Annotated in this window: 17 protein-coding genes and 1 pseudogene; 7 read left to right on the top strand and 11 right to left on the bottom strand. The window is 72.4% G+C overall.

Annotated features, from left to right (window positions below; all coding sequences use genetic code 11):
• Nucleotides 1-226 precede the first annotated feature (226 nt).
• From ACFV9M_RS17945 to ACFV9M_RS17910, 8 genes and pseudogenes are all read right to left on the bottom strand, one after another.
• Nucleotides 227-1,462, bottom strand: a complete 1,236-nt coding sequence (locus tag ACFV9M_RS17945) for a hypothetical protein (RefSeq protein WP_385064030.1) — start codon at nucleotides 1,460-1,462, stop codon at nucleotides 227-229.
• Nucleotides 1,462-2,121, bottom strand: coding sequence for an RNA polymerase sigma factor (locus ACFV9M_RS17940; RefSeq protein ID WP_385064170.1), 660 nt, complete (start codon nucleotides 2,119-2,121; stop codon nucleotides 1,462-1,464). Before ACFV9M_RS17940 ends, ACFV9M_RS17945 begins: the two co-directional genes overlap by 1 nt.
• Before the next feature lie 472 nt (nucleotides 2,122-2,593).
• The gene (locus tag ACFV9M_RS17935) at nucleotides 2,594-4,111 is read right to left on the bottom strand and encodes an ATP-binding protein (RefSeq protein ID WP_385064028.1); all 1,518 of its coding nucleotides are present in this window, start codon (nucleotides 4,109-4,111) and stop codon (nucleotides 2,594-2,596) included.
• Nucleotides 4,112-4,224: 113 nt separating this feature from the next.
• Nucleotides 4,225-4,464, bottom strand: coding sequence for a hypothetical protein (locus tag ACFV9M_RS17930; protein WP_385064026.1), 240 nt, complete (start codon nucleotides 4,462-4,464; stop codon nucleotides 4,225-4,227).
• A 74-nt stretch (nucleotides 4,465-4,538) separates the two neighbouring features.
• The gene (locus ACFV9M_RS17925; RefSeq protein WP_385064025.1) at nucleotides 4,539-5,183 is read right to left on the bottom strand and encodes an RNA polymerase sigma factor; all 645 of its coding nucleotides are present in this window, start codon (nucleotides 5,181-5,183) and stop codon (nucleotides 4,539-4,541) included.
• A gap of 111 nt (nucleotides 5,184-5,294) precedes the next feature.
• A pseudogene (locus ACFV9M_RS17920) lies at nucleotides 5,295-5,472 on the bottom strand (ATP-binding protein); the annotation flags it as partial.
• 308 nt (nucleotides 5,473-5,780) lie between these two features.
• On the bottom strand, nucleotides 5,781-6,191 hold the full coding sequence (locus tag ACFV9M_RS17915) for a hypothetical protein (RefSeq protein ID WP_385064023.1): 411 nt from the start codon (nucleotides 6,189-6,191) through the stop codon (nucleotides 5,781-5,783).
• A 157-nt stretch (nucleotides 6,192-6,348) separates the two neighbouring features.
• Nucleotides 6,349-7,926, bottom strand: coding sequence for a glycoside hydrolase family 20 protein (locus ACFV9M_RS17910; protein WP_385064168.1), 1,578 nt, complete (start codon nucleotides 7,924-7,926; stop codon nucleotides 6,349-6,351).
• 240 nt (nucleotides 7,927-8,166) lie between these two features.
• Between ACFV9M_RS17910 and ACFV9M_RS17905 the strand changes: the two genes are divergently transcribed.
• The 5 genes from ACFV9M_RS17905 to ACFV9M_RS17885 all read left to right on the top strand — a co-directional run bounded on the left by ACFV9M_RS17905 (nucleotide 8,167) and on the right by ACFV9M_RS17885 (nucleotide 12,412).
• Nucleotides 8,167-8,757, top strand: coding sequence for a 2-oxo-4-hydroxy-4-carboxy-5-ureidoimidazoline decarboxylase (locus ACFV9M_RS17905; protein WP_385064021.1), 591 nt, complete (start codon nucleotides 8,167-8,169; stop codon nucleotides 8,755-8,757).
• 251 nt (nucleotides 8,758-9,008) lie between these two features.
• The gene (sdhC, locus tag ACFV9M_RS17900; protein WP_385064019.1) at nucleotides 9,009-9,389 is read left to right on the top strand and encodes a succinate dehydrogenase, cytochrome b556 subunit; all 381 of its coding nucleotides are present in this window, start codon (nucleotides 9,009-9,011) and stop codon (nucleotides 9,387-9,389) included.
• Nucleotides 9,390-9,394: 5 nt separating this feature from the next.
• Nucleotides 9,395-9,877, top strand: coding sequence for a succinate dehydrogenase hydrophobic membrane anchor subunit (locus ACFV9M_RS17895; RefSeq protein ID WP_385064017.1), 483 nt, complete (start codon nucleotides 9,395-9,397; stop codon nucleotides 9,875-9,877).
• A gap of 19 nt (nucleotides 9,878-9,896) precedes the next feature.
• Nucleotides 9,897-11,651 (top strand): succinate dehydrogenase flavoprotein subunit, encoded by a 1,755-nt coding sequence (gene sdhA / locus ACFV9M_RS17890; RefSeq protein ID WP_385064015.1) that lies wholly within the window; start codon nucleotides 9,897-9,899, stop codon nucleotides 11,649-11,651.
• On the top strand, nucleotides 11,651-12,412 hold the full coding sequence (locus ACFV9M_RS17885) for a succinate dehydrogenase iron-sulfur subunit (RefSeq protein ID WP_385064013.1): 762 nt from the start codon (nucleotides 11,651-11,653) through the stop codon (nucleotides 12,410-12,412). The genes sdhA and ACFV9M_RS17885 overlap by 1 nt, the downstream gene beginning before the upstream one ends.
• Before the next feature lie 78 nt (nucleotides 12,413-12,490).
• Here the strand turns inward: ACFV9M_RS17885 and ACFV9M_RS17880 are convergent, their stop codons facing one another.
• The 3 genes from ACFV9M_RS17880 to ACFV9M_RS17870 form a co-directional block, all read right to left on the bottom strand.
• Nucleotides 12,491-12,754, bottom strand: a complete 264-nt coding sequence (locus ACFV9M_RS17880; protein WP_385064011.1) for a TM2 domain-containing protein — start codon at nucleotides 12,752-12,754, stop codon at nucleotides 12,491-12,493.
• Between the two features lie 201 nt (nucleotides 12,755-12,955).
• Nucleotides 12,956-13,366 carry a DUF2752 domain-containing protein gene (locus ACFV9M_RS17875; protein ID WP_385064010.1) on the bottom strand — a complete coding sequence of 137 codons (411 nt, stop codon included), beginning with the start codon at nucleotides 13,364-13,366 and terminating at the stop codon, nucleotides 12,956-12,958.
• Entirely contained in the window at nucleotides 13,359-13,823 is a 465-nt protein-coding gene (locus ACFV9M_RS17870; RefSeq protein WP_385064008.1) for a TM2 domain-containing protein, read from the bottom strand. The genes ACFV9M_RS17875 and ACFV9M_RS17870 overlap by 8 nt, the downstream gene beginning before the upstream one ends.
• Nucleotides 13,824-13,968: 145 nt before the next feature.
• On the opposite strand from ACFV9M_RS17870, the gene ACFV9M_RS17865 reads away from it, so the two are divergent.
• Nucleotides 13,969-14,406: a VOC family protein gene (locus ACFV9M_RS17865; protein WP_385064006.1), complete on the top strand. Its 438-nt coding sequence runs from the start codon at nucleotides 13,969-13,971 to the stop codon at nucleotides 14,404-14,406.
• Nucleotides 14,407-14,470: 64 nt separating this feature from the next.
• Nucleotides 14,471-15,337 carry a TetR/AcrR family transcriptional regulator gene (locus ACFV9M_RS17860; RefSeq protein ID WP_385064004.1) on the top strand — a complete coding sequence of 289 codons (867 nt, stop codon included), beginning with the start codon at nucleotides 14,471-14,473 and terminating at the stop codon, nucleotides 15,335-15,337.
• Nucleotides 15,338-15,380 lie beyond the last annotated feature (43 nt).

Below are 15,380 nucleotides of genomic sequence, written 5' to 3'. Positions count from 1 at the left end.
GGACCGGGGGAACGTGTCCCGCCCGCGCCGGGTGCACGAGCCGCGGGTACGGGGGGAACCCCGGCTCGGTGCGAGGGCCGATGACCAGTCGGCTCACTCTGTACTGCGTCACGGCCGCGGAAAACGTCACACCCTGCGCCGAAAAAGTTGGGACGACTTACGAACGTGCAGGTCAGGGGTGTCGGGTGGGTGGTGCGGGTGGGTGGTGCGGGCGGGCCGGGCGGGTTCAGCGGGAGGTGCCGGACGCGCCGGAGGCGCCGGGCGCGCCGGAGCCGCCGGACGCGGTGGACACGCCGGTCGCGCCGGTGTCCTTGCCGCTCTTCCCGCCGCCGTCCTCGCCGTCGCCGTCCTCGCCGGCGCCGTCCTCGCCGGTGTCCTGGCCGGTTCCGACGCCCTCGCCGTCCTGCTCGCCCGTGGTGCCCTTGTCGCCGTCGTCGTCCTGCTCGTCGCCGGCGTCCATGCGGTCCTGGCCGCCGCTCGTGCCGCCCTCGGCCGGGCTGTCCCGCTCGTCGCGGTCGTCGCCGGTGCCGGAGTCCTGGCCGCCGGTCGTGTCGAGGACCTGCGCGCAGTACGACGACACGTGGGAGGAACCGCCCGCCGCGTCCTCCAGGGTGCGGCGGCGGTCGGCGTCCAGCCGGCGGCCGTCGTGGACGTCACGGCAGGCCGAGGTGACGCCGCTGGGCCAGCTCCGGCCGTCCCCGGTGCCTCGGGCGGCGGAGTCGTCGCCGGTGCCCCGCGCGGTCCCCTCGGCGTCCGGCGCCGGGGTGCCGCCGGCGGTGCCGTCGGAGGCGGTCGCGCCGCCCGCGCCGTCGCCCGGCGAGGGCGGGACGAGGGGGCGGTCCGGGCCGGGGCTGGAGACGGAGGACGCGGGGCCCGGGTCGGTGCCGTCGAAGGGGGTCGGCAGGATCCCCGTACCGGCCGCGACGGCGACCCCGCCGGCCATGCCGACGGCCAGCGCGGCGGCCAGTCCGAGGCGTACGGGGTGACGCAGGCGGCGTCGGCGGTCCGGCGCGCCCCGTCCGCCGATGCGGACCAGCCCGCCGTCGTCGGCGCGGTCGCCGTGCCGGGTGGGGTCGGCCCCGCCGAACGCGTCCGGTGCCGCCGGCCGGGCGAGGCGTCCGTCGCCGCCGAGGCCGGCGGGGACCGCCGGCTCGGGCGCGCGCTCGGCGCGGGCCTTGCGGAACGCGGCCAGGGCGGCGGCCTCGCCGGGGAGTTCGCCGTCGGCCGGGGCGGGGTCGGCGGCGAGCGCGGCGAGGGCGCCGACGGTACGGGCGAGCCGTTCGGCCTCGTCGCGCTGGGCGGGACCGACAGCGTCGTCGGGTGTGCGACCGCTCAGCAGACTCTCCACCGCCGCCCGGTCCAGCCGGCGGCCGGAGCCGCGGCCCGGTCCGGGACCGCGGGCCGCGGCGGAACCGCCGGGGGGTTGCCCGTCTCCCGGGAAGACACAGCGCTCGTCGGCCATCACATGTCCTTCTGCGTCCGCGCGAGCGCAGGCGTCACACCGGCGGACGTCGCCGCGCGCGTGCGCGGTCCTCGCTGGGGCGGCAGGGTGTCGAGCACACCGGCCGTTTCCGGGTCGTCGCCGAGCAGCTCGGCGAGCTTCTTCAGTCCGCGGTGCGCGGCCGTCCGGACGGCACCGGGCCGCTTGCCGAGCGTCTCGGCGGCGGTCTTGGCGTCCAGGCCCATCACGACCCGCAGGACGACGGCCTCGGCCTGGTCCTGCGGCAGCCGGGCGATGAGGTCGAGGGTGCGGCCGGTGGCGAGCGCCTCGATGGCCTCCCCCGCGGTGTCGGAGTCGGCGGCCCGGCCGGTCAGTTCCGTCTCGTCGCCGCCGATCGCCGGGCGGCGGCCGCGCATCCGGACGTGGTCCAGGGCGCGGTTGCGGGCTATGCGGGCGGCCCAGCCGCGGAACCGGTCGGCGTCGCCGCTGAACCGCTCCAGGTCACGGGCTATCTGGAGCCAGGCCTCGGAGGCGACGTCCTCGGCGTCGGGGTCGCCGACGAGCGTGCGGACGTACCCGAGGAGCCGCGGGTGCACCGCGCGGTACACGGCCCGGAACGCGGTCTCGTCTCCGTGCTGTGCCGCGAGCACCGCGGCTGTCAGCTCCGCGTCGTCCCCCACGTCGTGGTCCTCGGTCGATGGTTGCGGTGTGACCGGCCCGTAGGTGGTCGCGGCCCGCGGATGGTCGCGGCCCGTGGTGGTCACGTCGGTCGCGTCGGTCACGTCGGTCACGGTGGTCCAGCCGCTCGCCGTCCCGCGCGAAAGGCACGTTACGACCTGAAACCGCGGGTCGTCCATGTCCGTACAAGACGCGAGGACTCGTGACGCGGTGGGCGGGCACGGGGTGTGACAGAAAACGCACACACGGCGCTGTAGGGAGTACGGGCCGCCGCGCGGCCCGTGCCGCGCGACGGCCGGGGCCTCTCCTGTGGGGGGTGGCGGCCCCGGCCGTTGCCTCGGTCTCAGGTCTTCCAGGTCTCCGATGCCGGGATGTGCGCGGAGTTCGTGACCAGTGCGACCAACGCGTGACCAGTGGGCCGGACACTTCATGTGATCCGATCCGGCGCGATGCCTTGAGCCGTCCCTCTTGGCGTCAGCTGTCGTAGAGGGTGGGCAGATCGACCAGAAGGAGGTCGTCCCGGCGGTCGGCCAGTTCGACCAGGTCGGGGTAGAAGCCGTGCAGGGAGTACAGGGCCAACGTGGTAGCCGCGGTGTCGTACCCCTGATCCGCGAGCAGGGCACGGATGCGCTCCAGGCGCTCCAGGTCACCGGTCCCCCGGCGGGCGGCGGTCGCCTTGGCCTCGCCCAGCAGCGCGATCCTCGCGCGGGGAGCCTGCGGACGCTCGCCGGGGGCCAGGGCGATGACGTCGACCTCGTGCTTCGTCCGGGCGGCCTGGTCGGCGACCTCGGTGGTGCCGACCGGGCCGGGCAGTCCACCGGGCAGCAGGGTATGGGCGTAACGGCGGGTGAAGTCGCGGGCCAGGTCCTCGAAATGCGGTCCGAGGATCTTGGAGTTGAAGGTCGGTGCGGCCTGCTGCCACACCTGCTCGGCGAAACCCTGCTCCACGGCGGCGGCCTGCGGGAGGGTGATGAGCTGGTTGAAGCGGATCACAGGGTCGGCGAGCGTGATGACCGGGTGCCGGGAGCGCAGGACGTCCTGTTCCCGCCGGATGTAGCCGGTGGATTCCAGCACTCCGAGCGGGTGGGCGACTGCGTTGCGCGGGCGCTCCAGGGCAGCGCCGATCTTGCTGGGCGTGCTGGCTCCGTTCGCGATCGCGGTGAGGATGTCGTAGTACAGCGTGTGCTGCGTGATCCTCGGGTCCTCGCGGAGCAGGTACTCGGTCTCGGTACGCGAGTACACCGCCCGCCCGGGGTCGAGCAGCGTCCGGGTGAGCCAGGCGTCGAAGCCGTCGTCCGGATGCGGCCGGGCAGCCACCGCCCGGTAGCCGGGAGCCCCGCCCAGGACCGCGTGCACCTTCAGCGCGGTCAGCGGGTCGGCGATCTGCCAGAAGTCCCGGCTGTCCCGGTAGTCGAAGGCACCCAGCCGTAGATCGACCACGGCACGCCCCCGGAGAGGCTTGGTCCCCGAGAGCAGTTCGTGCATGACACTCATCGCGGAGCCGCACAGAATCAGCCGCGGGCCCGGCCCGGCACCGGGCCCTGCACCGGGCCGGGCACCGCGCTGCCGCTCGTCATAGATCTGCTGAAGCAGGCCCGGGATCTCCGGCGAGTGCTGGAGCAGGTACGGCAACTCGTCGATCACCAGCAGCGGGTGCGCCGACCGGGCGCTCACATCGAGTGCGTTGGACAACACGTCACGCCAGTCGGTCAGGCGCAGGCTCCCCGGCCTCAGGCCGGCATGCGTGGCGACCGCGTCGCTGAACCGCTGGATCGCGGGCAGCCGTCCCTCCTCCCGGACCGCTGTCACGTACAAGCCGCCGACCTGCTCGGACAGGGCCTGCAGAAGGTACGACTTCCCGTGCCGTCGCCGCCCGGAGACGATGCCGAGCCGCATCGCAGGGTCCGGATCGGTGAGGAACTCCGCGAGCAGACCCCACTCCCGGTCCCGGTCGACGACATCGTCCGGCTTGGCCAGCAGCCCGTTCTTCACTCGCTCTCCCGCATTTCGACTACGACGGAATACGTCTAAGTCTACCTCGACAGGATCCGTCTTACTGGCCCTGTGCCCGCTGTTCGCGCCGGATCGCCAGTCGTCCCGGCGCCCTATCGCCAGTCGTCCCGGCGCCGGGTCCGGGCGGCCCGGTGCGCGCCGGCGTCCCGCGCCTCACGGAACGCCGCGAGTGCCCGCCGCTCCCCCTCGCCGGGACCGTCGCCCCCGCGCAGCGCGGTCGCCAGCAGGGCCTGTACGTCAGTGTCGTCCTCGTTCGTGACCTGCGGTCCGGGGACGGGATCGCGGAGGTGCGGCGCGTGCCGGTGGCCGCCGGCGCTTCGGCCGCCGCTCATCCGTTCGCCCCTGTCCGTGTCCGTGTCCGTCCTGCCGGGTTCCCCTGGTCCGTACGGATCGCGGCCGCTCGCGTTCATGTCGCGTCCCCCTGCGCCTCCGGCGTCCGGGGGCGGTCGTCCGTCACAGCGCCGTCGACCGTCACCTCGTCGACACCGAGCTGACGGGCGAGCCGTTTCAACCCCCGGTGGGCGGCCGTCCGCACCGCACCCGGCCGCTTGCCGAGGGCGCGCGCGGCGGCGGGCCCGTCCAGTCCGACCACGACCCGCAGCAGCACCGCCTCGGCCTGGTCGCGCGGCAGCCCGCGCACCAGCTCCAGGGCCCGCTCGGTGGAGATCCTCTCCAGCGCCTGGTCGCTGGTGCTGTGCGGGCCGGGCAGTTCGAGCAGGTCCTGTTCGAGCGCGGTCGGCCGGGGCCGCGCCCGCTGCCGCCGCAGGTGGTCCAGCGCCCGGTGCCGGGCGATGGTGGCGGTCCAGCCCCGGAACCCCGCGCCGTCCCCCTGGAACCGTCCCAGGTCCCGGGCGATCTCCAGCCAGGCGTCGGAGGCGACGTCCTCGGCGTCATCGCCGACCATGCCCCGCAGATAGCCCACCAGCCCCGGGTGCACGATCCGGTAGGCGACCGCGAACGCGGCCTCGTCCCCCTCCTGGGCCCGTGCCACGGCCGCGCCCAGTTCCCCGTCGTACGCCTGCCCACGCCGGGGTTCCCCACCCTGACCCAAGAACCGTCCTCGTCCGTGCGGAGTGTCCGGTGGGTGCGCGGCGCCCCCCGCGTCCACGGCCGAGCCGCGTCCACGCCCCCGTCGTGATCAGCGTCACGCCGCACGGATGTGTCACAGTCCGGCCAGCTCGCACCACACGTACTTGCCGCGATGCCCGGACCGCGACAGCGGCTGCCGGCCCCACAGGTCCGAGCACGCCCCGCACGAGGGCCAGCCCCCGCCCCGCCCCCGCGTCCCCCAGCTCCTCGAACCTCCCCGGCGGCCCGGGCGGCTCCGGATCCGCGTCCGGCGACGGTACGGCGGCGGTCGGATATCTCCACGCAGTTGTTGCCGTCGCCGCCGCCTGGCGGGTGGACATGCGGCAGGCCGCCTGGTCGCAGCCGAGCGCCGGGCTGGTCGACGGAGACGTCGACGTGGCCCTGCCGCGGCTGCCCTTCCCCGGCCAGGACGCCCTGCGGAAAATGCTGCCTGGACAACAGACCGCGGCCGGAGCAGACCACCACGTGAACCGCGAGGCCGGTGCCGGCTGCGCGGCGCCCGTCCCGTCCCGGCCCGTCACGGCCCGGCCGGCCCGGCCAGCACAGACGCGAACCCCCGCTAGCCGCCCGTGGCGTCCCGGCACAGCAGCCGCAGCGAGCCGTGTCCGGCGAAGCAGCGGCGGGCCTCGTCGATCGGGTCCCACAGCCGGCCGTCGGGGGTGCGGACCCAGTGGTCGCCGCCCGTCGCCCACCACTCGCCGCCGGTCCGCCGGACGATCACCTCACCGGCGTACGCGCCGAGCCCGCGCAGCACGGTCTCCACGGTGCCGTACGGCGTGCCCGCGCGGCGCAGGTCGCCGATGAGCCGGTCCACGCGCCACAGGCTCTGCGCCGAGTGGTCGAGGCGCGGCCGCGCGTCCTCGGGCAGCGCGGCCACGGCGTCCGCCGCCCACCGGACGGGTTTCGTCGCGGCCTGCGGTCGGCCACCCTGCTGGGAGAAAGGTTTCTGCGGCGTCGTCGCATGCGTCATCGCACTGGTCATATCACGCGTCCCGGCACTGGTCATAGAGGGCGGGGCATTACCCGCCCTCTATCCATCATTCCTGGTCAGAGGCCTTCCCAGGACGCACGCAGAACCGCCTCGGCTCCCCCGCAGCCCGGTCACAGCGGTGACACCGCCCGCCCCCTCAGCCCAGCCGGTCCGCCAGTGCCGTGAACTCGCTCCAGGACAGCGACGGCGTGCCCGGGTCCCACAGCTTCTGCACGGTGGCGCGCAGCGGCATGCGGATGCCGGCCGCGACCTGCTCCTGGGTCTGGGAGTTCGACAGGTCGCACCAGACCGCGAAGGAGCCGCCGAGGATCTGGGCGTCGTAACCCGCCGGGACGGGCGTCGTGCCGCGCAGGACCCGGGGGGTCCACTGCTCGTAGATGCGCTCGCCGGTCGGGTAGACGAAGGTCTGCGGCTCGCCGAGGACGTAGTACAGGTACTCGTCGTTGTAGTTGAGGACCTTGCGGCCGGCGCTCAGGTACTCCGCCGGCTTGCGCGCGCCGATCTCCTTGCCCGTCCAGTAGGCGACGACCAGGTCGTCGGCCGGCCGCACCGAGGTCCCCGCGTAGAAGCCGTCGTTCCAGGCGCGCATGGTGCGGTCGTGGGCGCGGACGGTGTCGGCGCGGTCGTTGAGCCAGCCGGTGGCGAGGTCGGCGACGCCGGCGCCGGAGCCGTAGGTGTCCTGTGCGGCGGTCGCGAGCTGCGGGTAGGAGGCGGCCGGGTCGGACACCGTCAGCGCCTGGTACTCGTCGCCGCCGAGGTGCCACTGGTCGCCGGTGAACAGCCCGGCGAACTCGTCCAGCAGGTCGTCCAGCAGGGCGCCGGAGGCGTCCTTGGAGATGTCGATCGCGCCGCGGGTCGCCGTTCCCTGGGCGTTGCGGAGCTGGAGCTCGGGGTGGGCGGCGAGGACGGCGCCGAGGTGTCCGGGCGAGTCGATCTCCGGCACGACGGTGATGTGCCGGCTCGCCGCGAGGCCGACGATCTTCTTCACCTGCGCCTTGGTCAGGTGCGGCGTCGAGACGATCTCCGGGTGGGTGTCGGACTGGATCCGGAACGCCTGGTCGTCGGAGAAGTGCAGGCCGATCTCGTTGAACTTGAGGTCGCCGAGCTCGCGCACCCGGTCCTCGATCCAGTCGGCGGTGAAGTGCTTGCGCGCGATGTCCAGCATGAACCCGCGCCGCGGCTTGGCCGGCTCGTCCCGCACGACGCCCTCCGGTGCCGTGCCGCCGCCGTGGACCTCCTGCTTCAGCGTGCGCGTCCCGTAGAACACCCCCGCGTCGGACGGCCCGCTGACCGTCACCCGCCCGCCCCGCACGGTCATGGTGTACGACTCCGGGTTCGCGCCCTCGTCGTCGTTGAGCGCCAGCCGCAGGTCGCCGGCCTTCACGTCGTCCTTCTGGCCCGCGTACGACATGCCCAGCTCACCGGCGATCAGCCGGCCCTCGTCGGCGAGGTCGGCGTCGCTCACCACCACCCGCTGCCCGGTGGCCGGCCGCCACCCGGGGCCGCGGGCCGGGGTGTGGGCGCGGACGGCGGGTATCGTCCGCGGGGTCTGCGAGAGGGCGTACGTCCGGGTGGGCGTGGGAGCGGCCGCCGCCCCGGTGCCGGTCCCGTCGCCGGTCGTCCGCGCCTGTGCCGATCCGGCCCGCGTCCCGCCGTCCCCGGAGGCCCACACTCCGGCGCCCGCGCCCAGCACGACGACGAGCGCGCCGGCCAGCAGGGCCCGCCGTACGACCTGGGGCCGGGGGTGGTTCCTCTCCGGCGCCCGGCGCCGGTGCCTGTGCCTGCTCACTCCGCCAACCTACGACTCATGGCCGGGACAAGCGCGCGGAAGAGGTCCACCGCATCCTCCGAAACTCTCTCGTTCGAGTGAAATTCGGGCAAGCGTCGGACACGTCATGAGCACTCTCGATAACGTAGCGCCACACCTTTCACGGCATCCCCTGCCACACCACTCGTGACGCGAGGATCCACGCTGCCTGCGCACCGCCTCTCCCGCTTCTCCGGCCGAGTCGCCATACCGACACTCCCGGAGCAGACCAGGACCTCTCCCCCGGCACGCCCGCCGGAGGTGTTCGACACGCATCCGCTGGAGGCGTTCAACACCGCGCCCGCCGAGGAGGCCCACCACACCCTCCTCCGCTGCCTCCACAGCCCCAGCTGGGCCCGGCGCGTCACCGCGCACCGGCCCTACCCCGCCCCGGACGCCCTCCTCGCCGCGTCCGACGAGGCCGCCTACGACCTGACCCCGGGGGACCTGGCCGAGGCCCTCGCGGCGGAGACCCTGCCGCCCCTCCCGGAGAACACCTACGAGGCGGCGCACATGGCCCTGAACGCGGCCCACGCGGCGTACGAGGCCCGATTCGGACACGTGTTCGTCCTCTATCTCGGTGACACCCCGCCCGAGGAGACCCTCGACCACGTCCTCGAGGCCATCCGGTCACGATTGACGAACGATCCCGAGAAGGAACGCGAGGTCGCGGCGGAGGAGCTCCGGCGCCTGGCGAGAGGACGGCTGACGGCCCACCTCAGGGGCGCGAGGCCGTAACCGGTCCCCGGCCGCCGCCCCTTGGCGACCGGCCGCGATCCCGCCGCATCCGGCGGATACCCGGACACCCCGCCCCGGAAGCCGCCGGACGCTCGCCCATCCGCGTGCCACTTCGATCACACCGGTAGGCCCGCTGTAAGCGCCGCAGGCACACGTCGCTACGATGCTGGGGGCCGGTGGACCGTACCCGGCCGGGCCCGTCCGACACCGAAGCCGGCAGGCCCCAGTCCCCGCTCCCGGAGGGTTCTTCCGTGCCGGCTGGAACGCTGTACCGCGGCCGGGAAGGAATGTGGTCCTGGGTGGCTCATCGAGTCACCGGCGTCCTCATCTTCTTCTTCCTGTTCGTTCACGTGCTGGACACCGCACTCGTGCGTGTCTCCCCCGAGGACTACGACAAGGTCGTAGCCACGTACAAGACCCCGCTCGTCGCGTGCCTGGAGTACGGCCTCGTCGCCGCCATCCTCTTCCACGCCCTCAACGGCCTGCGCGTCATCGCCGTCGACTTCTGGTCCCAGGGTCCGCGCTACCAGAAGCAGATGTTCTGGGGCGTGGCCGGCATCTGGATCGTGCTGATGCTCGGGGCGATCTACCCCGTCCTCGGCCACGCCGCTCGTGAACTGTTCGGGAGCTGAGTCAGATGGCCACCACTGAAACCACCGCCTCCGGAGTCGGCCCCGTCGAGGGCGGTTCCGTCTACAGCGTCGACAACCCGGCGCCCTTGATCGAGGCCCCGCGCCAGCGCACCAAGAAGACCCCGCGTTCCACCCGGGGCAACTTCGAGATGGCCGCCTGGCTGTTCATGCGCCTGTCCGGCGTCGTGCTGGTCGTCCTGGTCATCGGCCACCTGCTGATCCAGCTCGTCCTCGACGGCGGCGTCTCCAAGATCGGCTTCGCCTTCGTGGCCGGCCGCTGGGCGTCCCCGTTCTGGCAGGTCTGGGACCTGTTGATGCTGTGGCTCGCCATGCTGCACGGCGCCAACGGCCTGCGCACGGTCATCAACGACTACGCGGAGCGCGCGAACACCCGGCTGTGGCTGAAGGGCCTGCTCTACACCGCCACGGTGTTCACCATCCTGCTGGGCACGCTGGTGATCTTCACCTTCGACCCGAACATCCGCTAGGCACGGGGCTGCGAGAATCATGAAGATCCACAAGTACGACACCGTCATCGTCGGCGCCGGTGGCGCCGGTATGCGCGCGGCCATCGAGTCGACGAAGCGCAGCCGCACCGCGGTCCTGACCAAGCTCTACCCCACCCGCTCCCACACGGGCGCCGCGCAGGGCGGCATGGCCGCCGCGCTGGCCAACGTGGAGGAGGACAACTGGGAGTGGCACACCTTCGACACGGTCAAGGGCGGTGACTACCTGGTCGACCAGGACGCCGCCGAGATCCTGGCGAAGGAGGCCATCGACTCCGTCCTCGACCTGGAGAAGATGGGCCTGCCGTTCAACCGCACCCCGAACGGCACCATCGACCAGCGCCGCTTCGGCGGTCACAGCCGCAACCACGGCGAGGCCCCGGTCCGCCGCTCGTGCTACGCGGCCGACCGCACCGGCCACATGATCCTCCAGACGCTGTACCAGAACTGCGTGAAGGAGGGCGTGGAGTTCTTCAACGAGTTCTACGTCCTCGACCAGCTGATCACCGAGGTCGACGGCGTCAAGCGCTCGGCCGGCGTGGTGGCGTACGAGCTGGCCACCGGCGAGATCCACGTCTTCCAGGCGAAGGCCGTCATCTACGCCTCCGGCGGCTGCGGCAAGTTCTTCAAGGTCACCTCCAACGCGCACACGCTGACCGGCGACGGCCAGGCCGCCGTGTACCGGCGCGGGCTGCCGCTGGAGGACATGGAGTTCTTCCAGTTCCACCCGACCGGCATCTGGCGCATGGGCATCCTGCTGACGGAGGGCGCCCGCGGTGAGGGCGGCATCCTGCGCAACAAGGACGGCGAGCGCTTCATGGAGAAGTACGCGCCGGTCATGAAGGACCTCGCCTCCCGCGACGTCGTCTCCCGCTCCATCTACACGGAGATCCGCGAGGGCCGCGGCTGCGGTCCCGAGGGCGACCACGTCTACCTGGACCTCACCCACCTGCCGCCGGAGCAGCTGGACGCCAAGCTCCCGGACATCACCGAGTTCGCGCGCACCTACCTGGGCATCGAGCCGTACACCGACCCGATCCCGATCCAGCCCACCGCGCACTACGCGATGGGCGGCATCCCGACGAACGTCGAGGGTGAGGTGCTCTCCGACAACACCACGGTCGTCCCGGGCCTGTACGCGGCCGGCGAGGTCGCCTGCGTCTCCGTGCACGGCGCCAACCGCCTGGGCACCAACTCGCTGCTGGACATCAACGTGTTCGGCCGCCGCGCGGGCATCGCCGCCGCCGAGTACTCCCAGAAGGCCGACTTCGTCGAGCTGCCGGAGAACCCCGAGTCCCTCGTGGTGGAGCAGATCGAGCGGCTGCGCGGCTCGACGGGGAACGAGCGGGTGGCGGAGCTGCGCCGCGAGCTCCAGGAGACCATGGACGCCAACGTCATGGTGTTCCGCACCGAGCAGACGATCAAGACGGCTGTCGAGAAGATCGCCGAGCTGCGCGAGCGCTACCGGAACGTGTCGATCCAGGACAAGGGCAAGCGGTTCAACACCGACCTGCTGGAGGCCATCGAGCTGGGCAACCTGCTCGACCTGGCCGAGGTCATGGCCGTGTCCGCCCTCGCCCGCAAGGAGTCCCGCGGCGGTCACTACCGCGAGGACTACCCCAACCGGGACGACGTCAACTTCATGCGCCACACCATGGCGTACCGCGAGGTCGGCGACGACGGCACCGAGACCGTCCGCCTCGACTACAAGCCGGTCGTCCAGACCCGCTACCAGCCGATGGAGCGTAAGTACTGATGGCAACCCCCGTTCTGGACAAGGTCGAGGCGGACTCCGCCGCCTCTCCCTACATCACCGTCACCTTCCGGGTCCGCCGGTTCAACCCGGAGGTCTCGGCGGAGGCGACCTGGGAAGACTTCCAGCTGGAGATCGACCCCAAGGAGCGCGTCCTCGACGGCCTCCACAAGATCAAGTGGGACGTCGACGGCACGCTGACCTTCCGCCGCTCCTGCGCGCACGGCATCTGCGGCTCCGACGCGATGCGGATCAACGGCAAGAACCGCCTCGCGTGCAAGACGCTGATCAAGGACATCAACCCCGAGAAGCCGATCACGGTCGAGCCCATCAAGGGCCTCACGGTCCTGAAGGACCTGGTCGTGGACATGGAGCCGTTCTTCCAGGCGTACCGGGACGTGATGCCCTTCCTGATCACGAAGGACACCAACGAGCCGACGCGCGAGCGGCTCCAGTCGGCCGAGGACCGCGAGCGCTTCGACGACACCACGAAGTGCATCCTGTGTGCCGCGTGCACGTCGTCGTGCCCGGTCTTCTGGAACGACGGCCAGTACTTCGGCCCGGCGGCCATCGTCAACGCGCACCGCTTCATCTTCGACTCGCGTGACGAGGCCGGCGAGCAGCGCCTGGAGATCCTCAACGACAAGGACGGTGTGTGGCGCTGCCGCACGACGTTCAACTGCACGGACGCCTGCCCGCGCGGTATCGAGGTCACGAAGGCGATCCAGGAGGTGAAGCGGGCGCTGATCACGCGCCGCTTCTGAGGTCCGGACGCCTCCGACACGCCGAGGGCCCCGCTCCAGCACGGAGCGGGGCCCTCGGCGTGGGTGCGCCGGACCGACTCAGCCGCGCAGGACGCGGCCCTGCTTGTCGGTGCGGTCGCTGCTGGTGAGGAACAGGATGCCGTCGATCAGCGCCCAGAAGCCGAGGCCACCGCAGGTGAGGAGCTGGGCGACACCCACGCCGACGGAGCCGACGTAGAAACGGCCGATGCCGAGGGTGCCCAGGAAGAGCTGGAGGATGCCGGCGACGATCTTCGACTTGTCGGAGTACGGACGGCCCTTGGGGTCGACGCCATAGGGGGCCTCGGGGGTGGGGACGCTCATGTGCACTGCTCCTGGATGACTTGAACGGGGACTCCAGGAGGGATGCGACGAGATGCTGCCCGAAAACTGCTCACGTACCCCTGCCGTGCATGGACATGCAGGAACGTCCCCCCTGTGAGCCGTGAGCTTAGAGAGGCCTGTGGGGTGAACGGGAGTAGGGGGGAACTTTCGTTCTAATTCCGTGATCTGGAATGCCGTGGCCTAGACGAGATTGCGGACGACGGTCCAGGTGACGGCGAGGCCGAGGACGACGGCCTGGGCGGGCCGGCCGAGCTGCGGCCGCCAGCGCCTCCCGCGCAGCCCCTCCGCCATCCACCGGCCCAGCAGCGCGAGCGCGAACGGTGCGGCGAGCAGCAGGGCGCGGTTGTCGAGCCAGGCCTGGGCGAGGTGACCGTGCATCAGGTCGTAGACCATGCGGGTGCCGCCGCAGGCGGGGCAGAGCAGGCCGGTGACGAACCGGAAGGGGCACTGCGGCAGCAGGTGGCCGGGCTCGTGGGGGTCGGTGACGTAGAGGTAGGCGGAGCCGGCCGCGCCGGCGGCGAGCACCGCGAGGGGCGCCGCCGCCGGGTGCCGCAGCACGGACGTACGGTCCCCGCCCACCGCGTCAGCCACGCAGGATCCGCCCCTGGGCGTCGGTCTTGTCGTTGCTGGTCAGCAGGATGATGCCGTCGATGAGCGCCCAGATCCCGAACCCGCCGCAGGTGAACAGCTGGGCGAGGCCCAGGCCGACGTGGCCGATGTAGAACCGTCCGACGCCGAAACCGCCCAGGAAGAGCTGGAGGATGCCCGCGACGATCTTCGACTTGTCGGAGTACGGGCGGCCGTACGGGTCGTAGCCGTAGGGCGCGTTGGGGTCCGCGCCGTAGCCGGGGGGCGGGTAGCCGGGCTGCTGGTAACCGGGCTGCTGGTAGCCCGCCTGCTGGTAGCCCTGCTGGTAGGCCTGCTGCTGAGCGTCCTGGGGGTAGCCGTAGGGACCGGCCTGGCCGCCCGCGTACGGTCCTTGACCGGCGTTCGGATATCCGTACCCCGGCTGTGGGGGCTGCTGCGGCTGCTGCGGCTGTTCGGACACGGTGGCTTCTCCCCGAGACCTGATGATCGGATGGGACACATAAGTGAGTTCAGGTCATCTTGCCCGAAGATTCGGGCCCCGGAGAAGTCAGGGGCTCCGGGCACGCCTCGGAGGGGCTGGCGGCCTCCCCACGTATTCTGACGGTATGTCAGATGACCAGTTGTCCTACGACCTGCTCGGCTTCGACAACGTGCTGCTGCCCGTGGGGGACCTCGGCGAGGCCGTGGGGTTCTACGAGCGGGCCGGGTTCGCGGTCGCGTTCCGGTTCGACGAGGCCGGGATCGCGCTGCTGGACGTCGGCGGCGAGACCCCCGGGATCCTGCTGCGGGAGGAGGAGGCGCTGACGCACCGGCCGCCGCCGTGGGCCGCGCCGCGCGTCTGGCTGGAGGTGCCGGACGCGCGGGCGGCGGCCCACCGGCTGGCGTCCGCCGGCGTTCCGCCGCTCGACGAGCCGTTCTCCGTGGCCACCGGCTGGACCGTCGAGGTCGCCGACCCGTGGGGGAACGTCCTCGGTTTCACCGACTACTCCAAGCGCCCGGAGCTGGGACGGGGACGGACGGCGGCGGACGGGGCGAGGGCGTAGCGCGACGGGCCGCCCCGGTCGGCCCGCGCGGGCGGCGGCCGGCGGAGTCGTTAGGCTCTCGTCCGTGTCCGCGAACCACGACGGCCCCGGTGAGGCCGCTTCCCCGACCGAGAGCCACGGGGCCGCCGCGCGGTCCAAGTCCGAGCAGACCCGGGCGCTGATCCTGGAGACCGCGATGCGGCTGTTCCAGGAGCGCGGGTACGACAGGACGACGATGCGGGCCATCGCCCAGGAGGCCGGGGTCTCGGTCGGCAACGCCTACTACTACTTCGCCGGCAAGGAGCACCTGATCCAGGGCTTCTACGACCGGCTCGCCGCCGAGCACCGGGCGGCGGTCCGGGAGGTGCTGGCGCGGGAGACGGGGCTGGAGGCACGGCTGGCGGGCGTGCTGCGGACCTGGCTGGACGTGGCCACGCCGTACCACGAGTTCGCCGTGCAGTTCTTCAAGAACGCCGCCGACCCGGACAGCCCGCTCAGCCCCTTCTCCCCGGAGTCGGAGCACGCGCGCGTGGAGGCGATCGGCGTCCACAAGGAAGTGCTGGCGGGGGCGGTGCGGACCAAGGTGCCGGAGGAGCTGCGGGAGGTGCTGCCCGAGCTGATGTGGCTCTCCCAGATGGGGCTCGTCCTGTACTGGATCTTCGACCGTACGGAGGGCCGTGAACGCAGCTACCGGCTCGCGGAGCGCGGCGCCCGTCTGACCGCGCGGGGCGTGGCACTGTCCCGCTTCCGGGTGCTGCGGCCCCTCGTCCACGAGGTGCACGAGCTGTTCACGGACTTCCTGCCCGGCATGACGAAGGCCCTGCCGGACCCGGCGCGAAAGAGCGCACCGGGTCCGGCGCAGGGCACGGACGGAGCCGACGGAACGGACCGACCGGGCGGGGCGGGCGGGGCGGACGGACCAGGCGGGCCGGACGGGCCGGACGGGGCCTAGTTCACCGCGTCCGCCTCGTCCCCCGACGGCTCCGGGTCTGCGC

This window comes from Streptomyces sp. NPDC059895 (genome assembly GCF_042731035.1).
Lineage (GTDB): Bacteria > Actinomycetota > Actinomycetes > Streptomycetales > Streptomycetaceae > Streptomyces.
The sequence above is the reverse complement of the archived record's forward strand: the minus strand, read 5'-3'. Positions and strand labels throughout refer to the sequence as shown.

Bases quoted from the DNA above. Each gene is read 5' to 3' on its own strand.
- ACFV9M_RS17945 (WP_385064030.1), bottom strand. From the start codon at position 1,462: ATGGCCGACGAGCGCTGTGTCTTCCCGGGAGACGGGCAACCCCCCGGC.
- ACFV9M_RS17930 (WP_385064026.1), bottom strand. From the start codon at position 4,464: ATGAGCGGCGGCCGAAGCGCCGGCGGCCACCGGCACGCGCCGCACCTC.
- ACFV9M_RS17915 (WP_385064023.1), bottom strand. From the start codon at position 6,191: ATGACGCATGCGACGACGCCGCAGAAACCTTTCTCCCAGCAGGGTGGC.
- ACFV9M_RS17895 (WP_385064017.1), top strand. From the start codon at position 9,395: ATGGCCACCACTGAAACCACCGCCTCCGGAGTCGGCCCCGTCGAGGGC.
- sdhA (WP_385064015.1), top strand. From the start codon at position 9,897: ATGAAGATCCACAAGTACGACACCGTCATCGTCGGCGCCGGTGGCGCC.
- ACFV9M_RS17885 (WP_385064013.1), top strand. From the start codon at position 11,651: ATGGCAACCCCCGTTCTGGACAAGGTCGAGGCGGACTCCGCCGCCTCT.
- ACFV9M_RS17880 (WP_385064011.1), bottom strand. From the start codon at position 12,754: ATGAGCGTCCCCACCCCCGAGGCCCCCTATGGCGTCGACCCCAAGGGC.
- ACFV9M_RS17865 (WP_385064006.1), top strand. From the start codon at position 13,969: ATGTCAGATGACCAGTTGTCCTACGACCTGCTCGGCTTCGACAACGTG.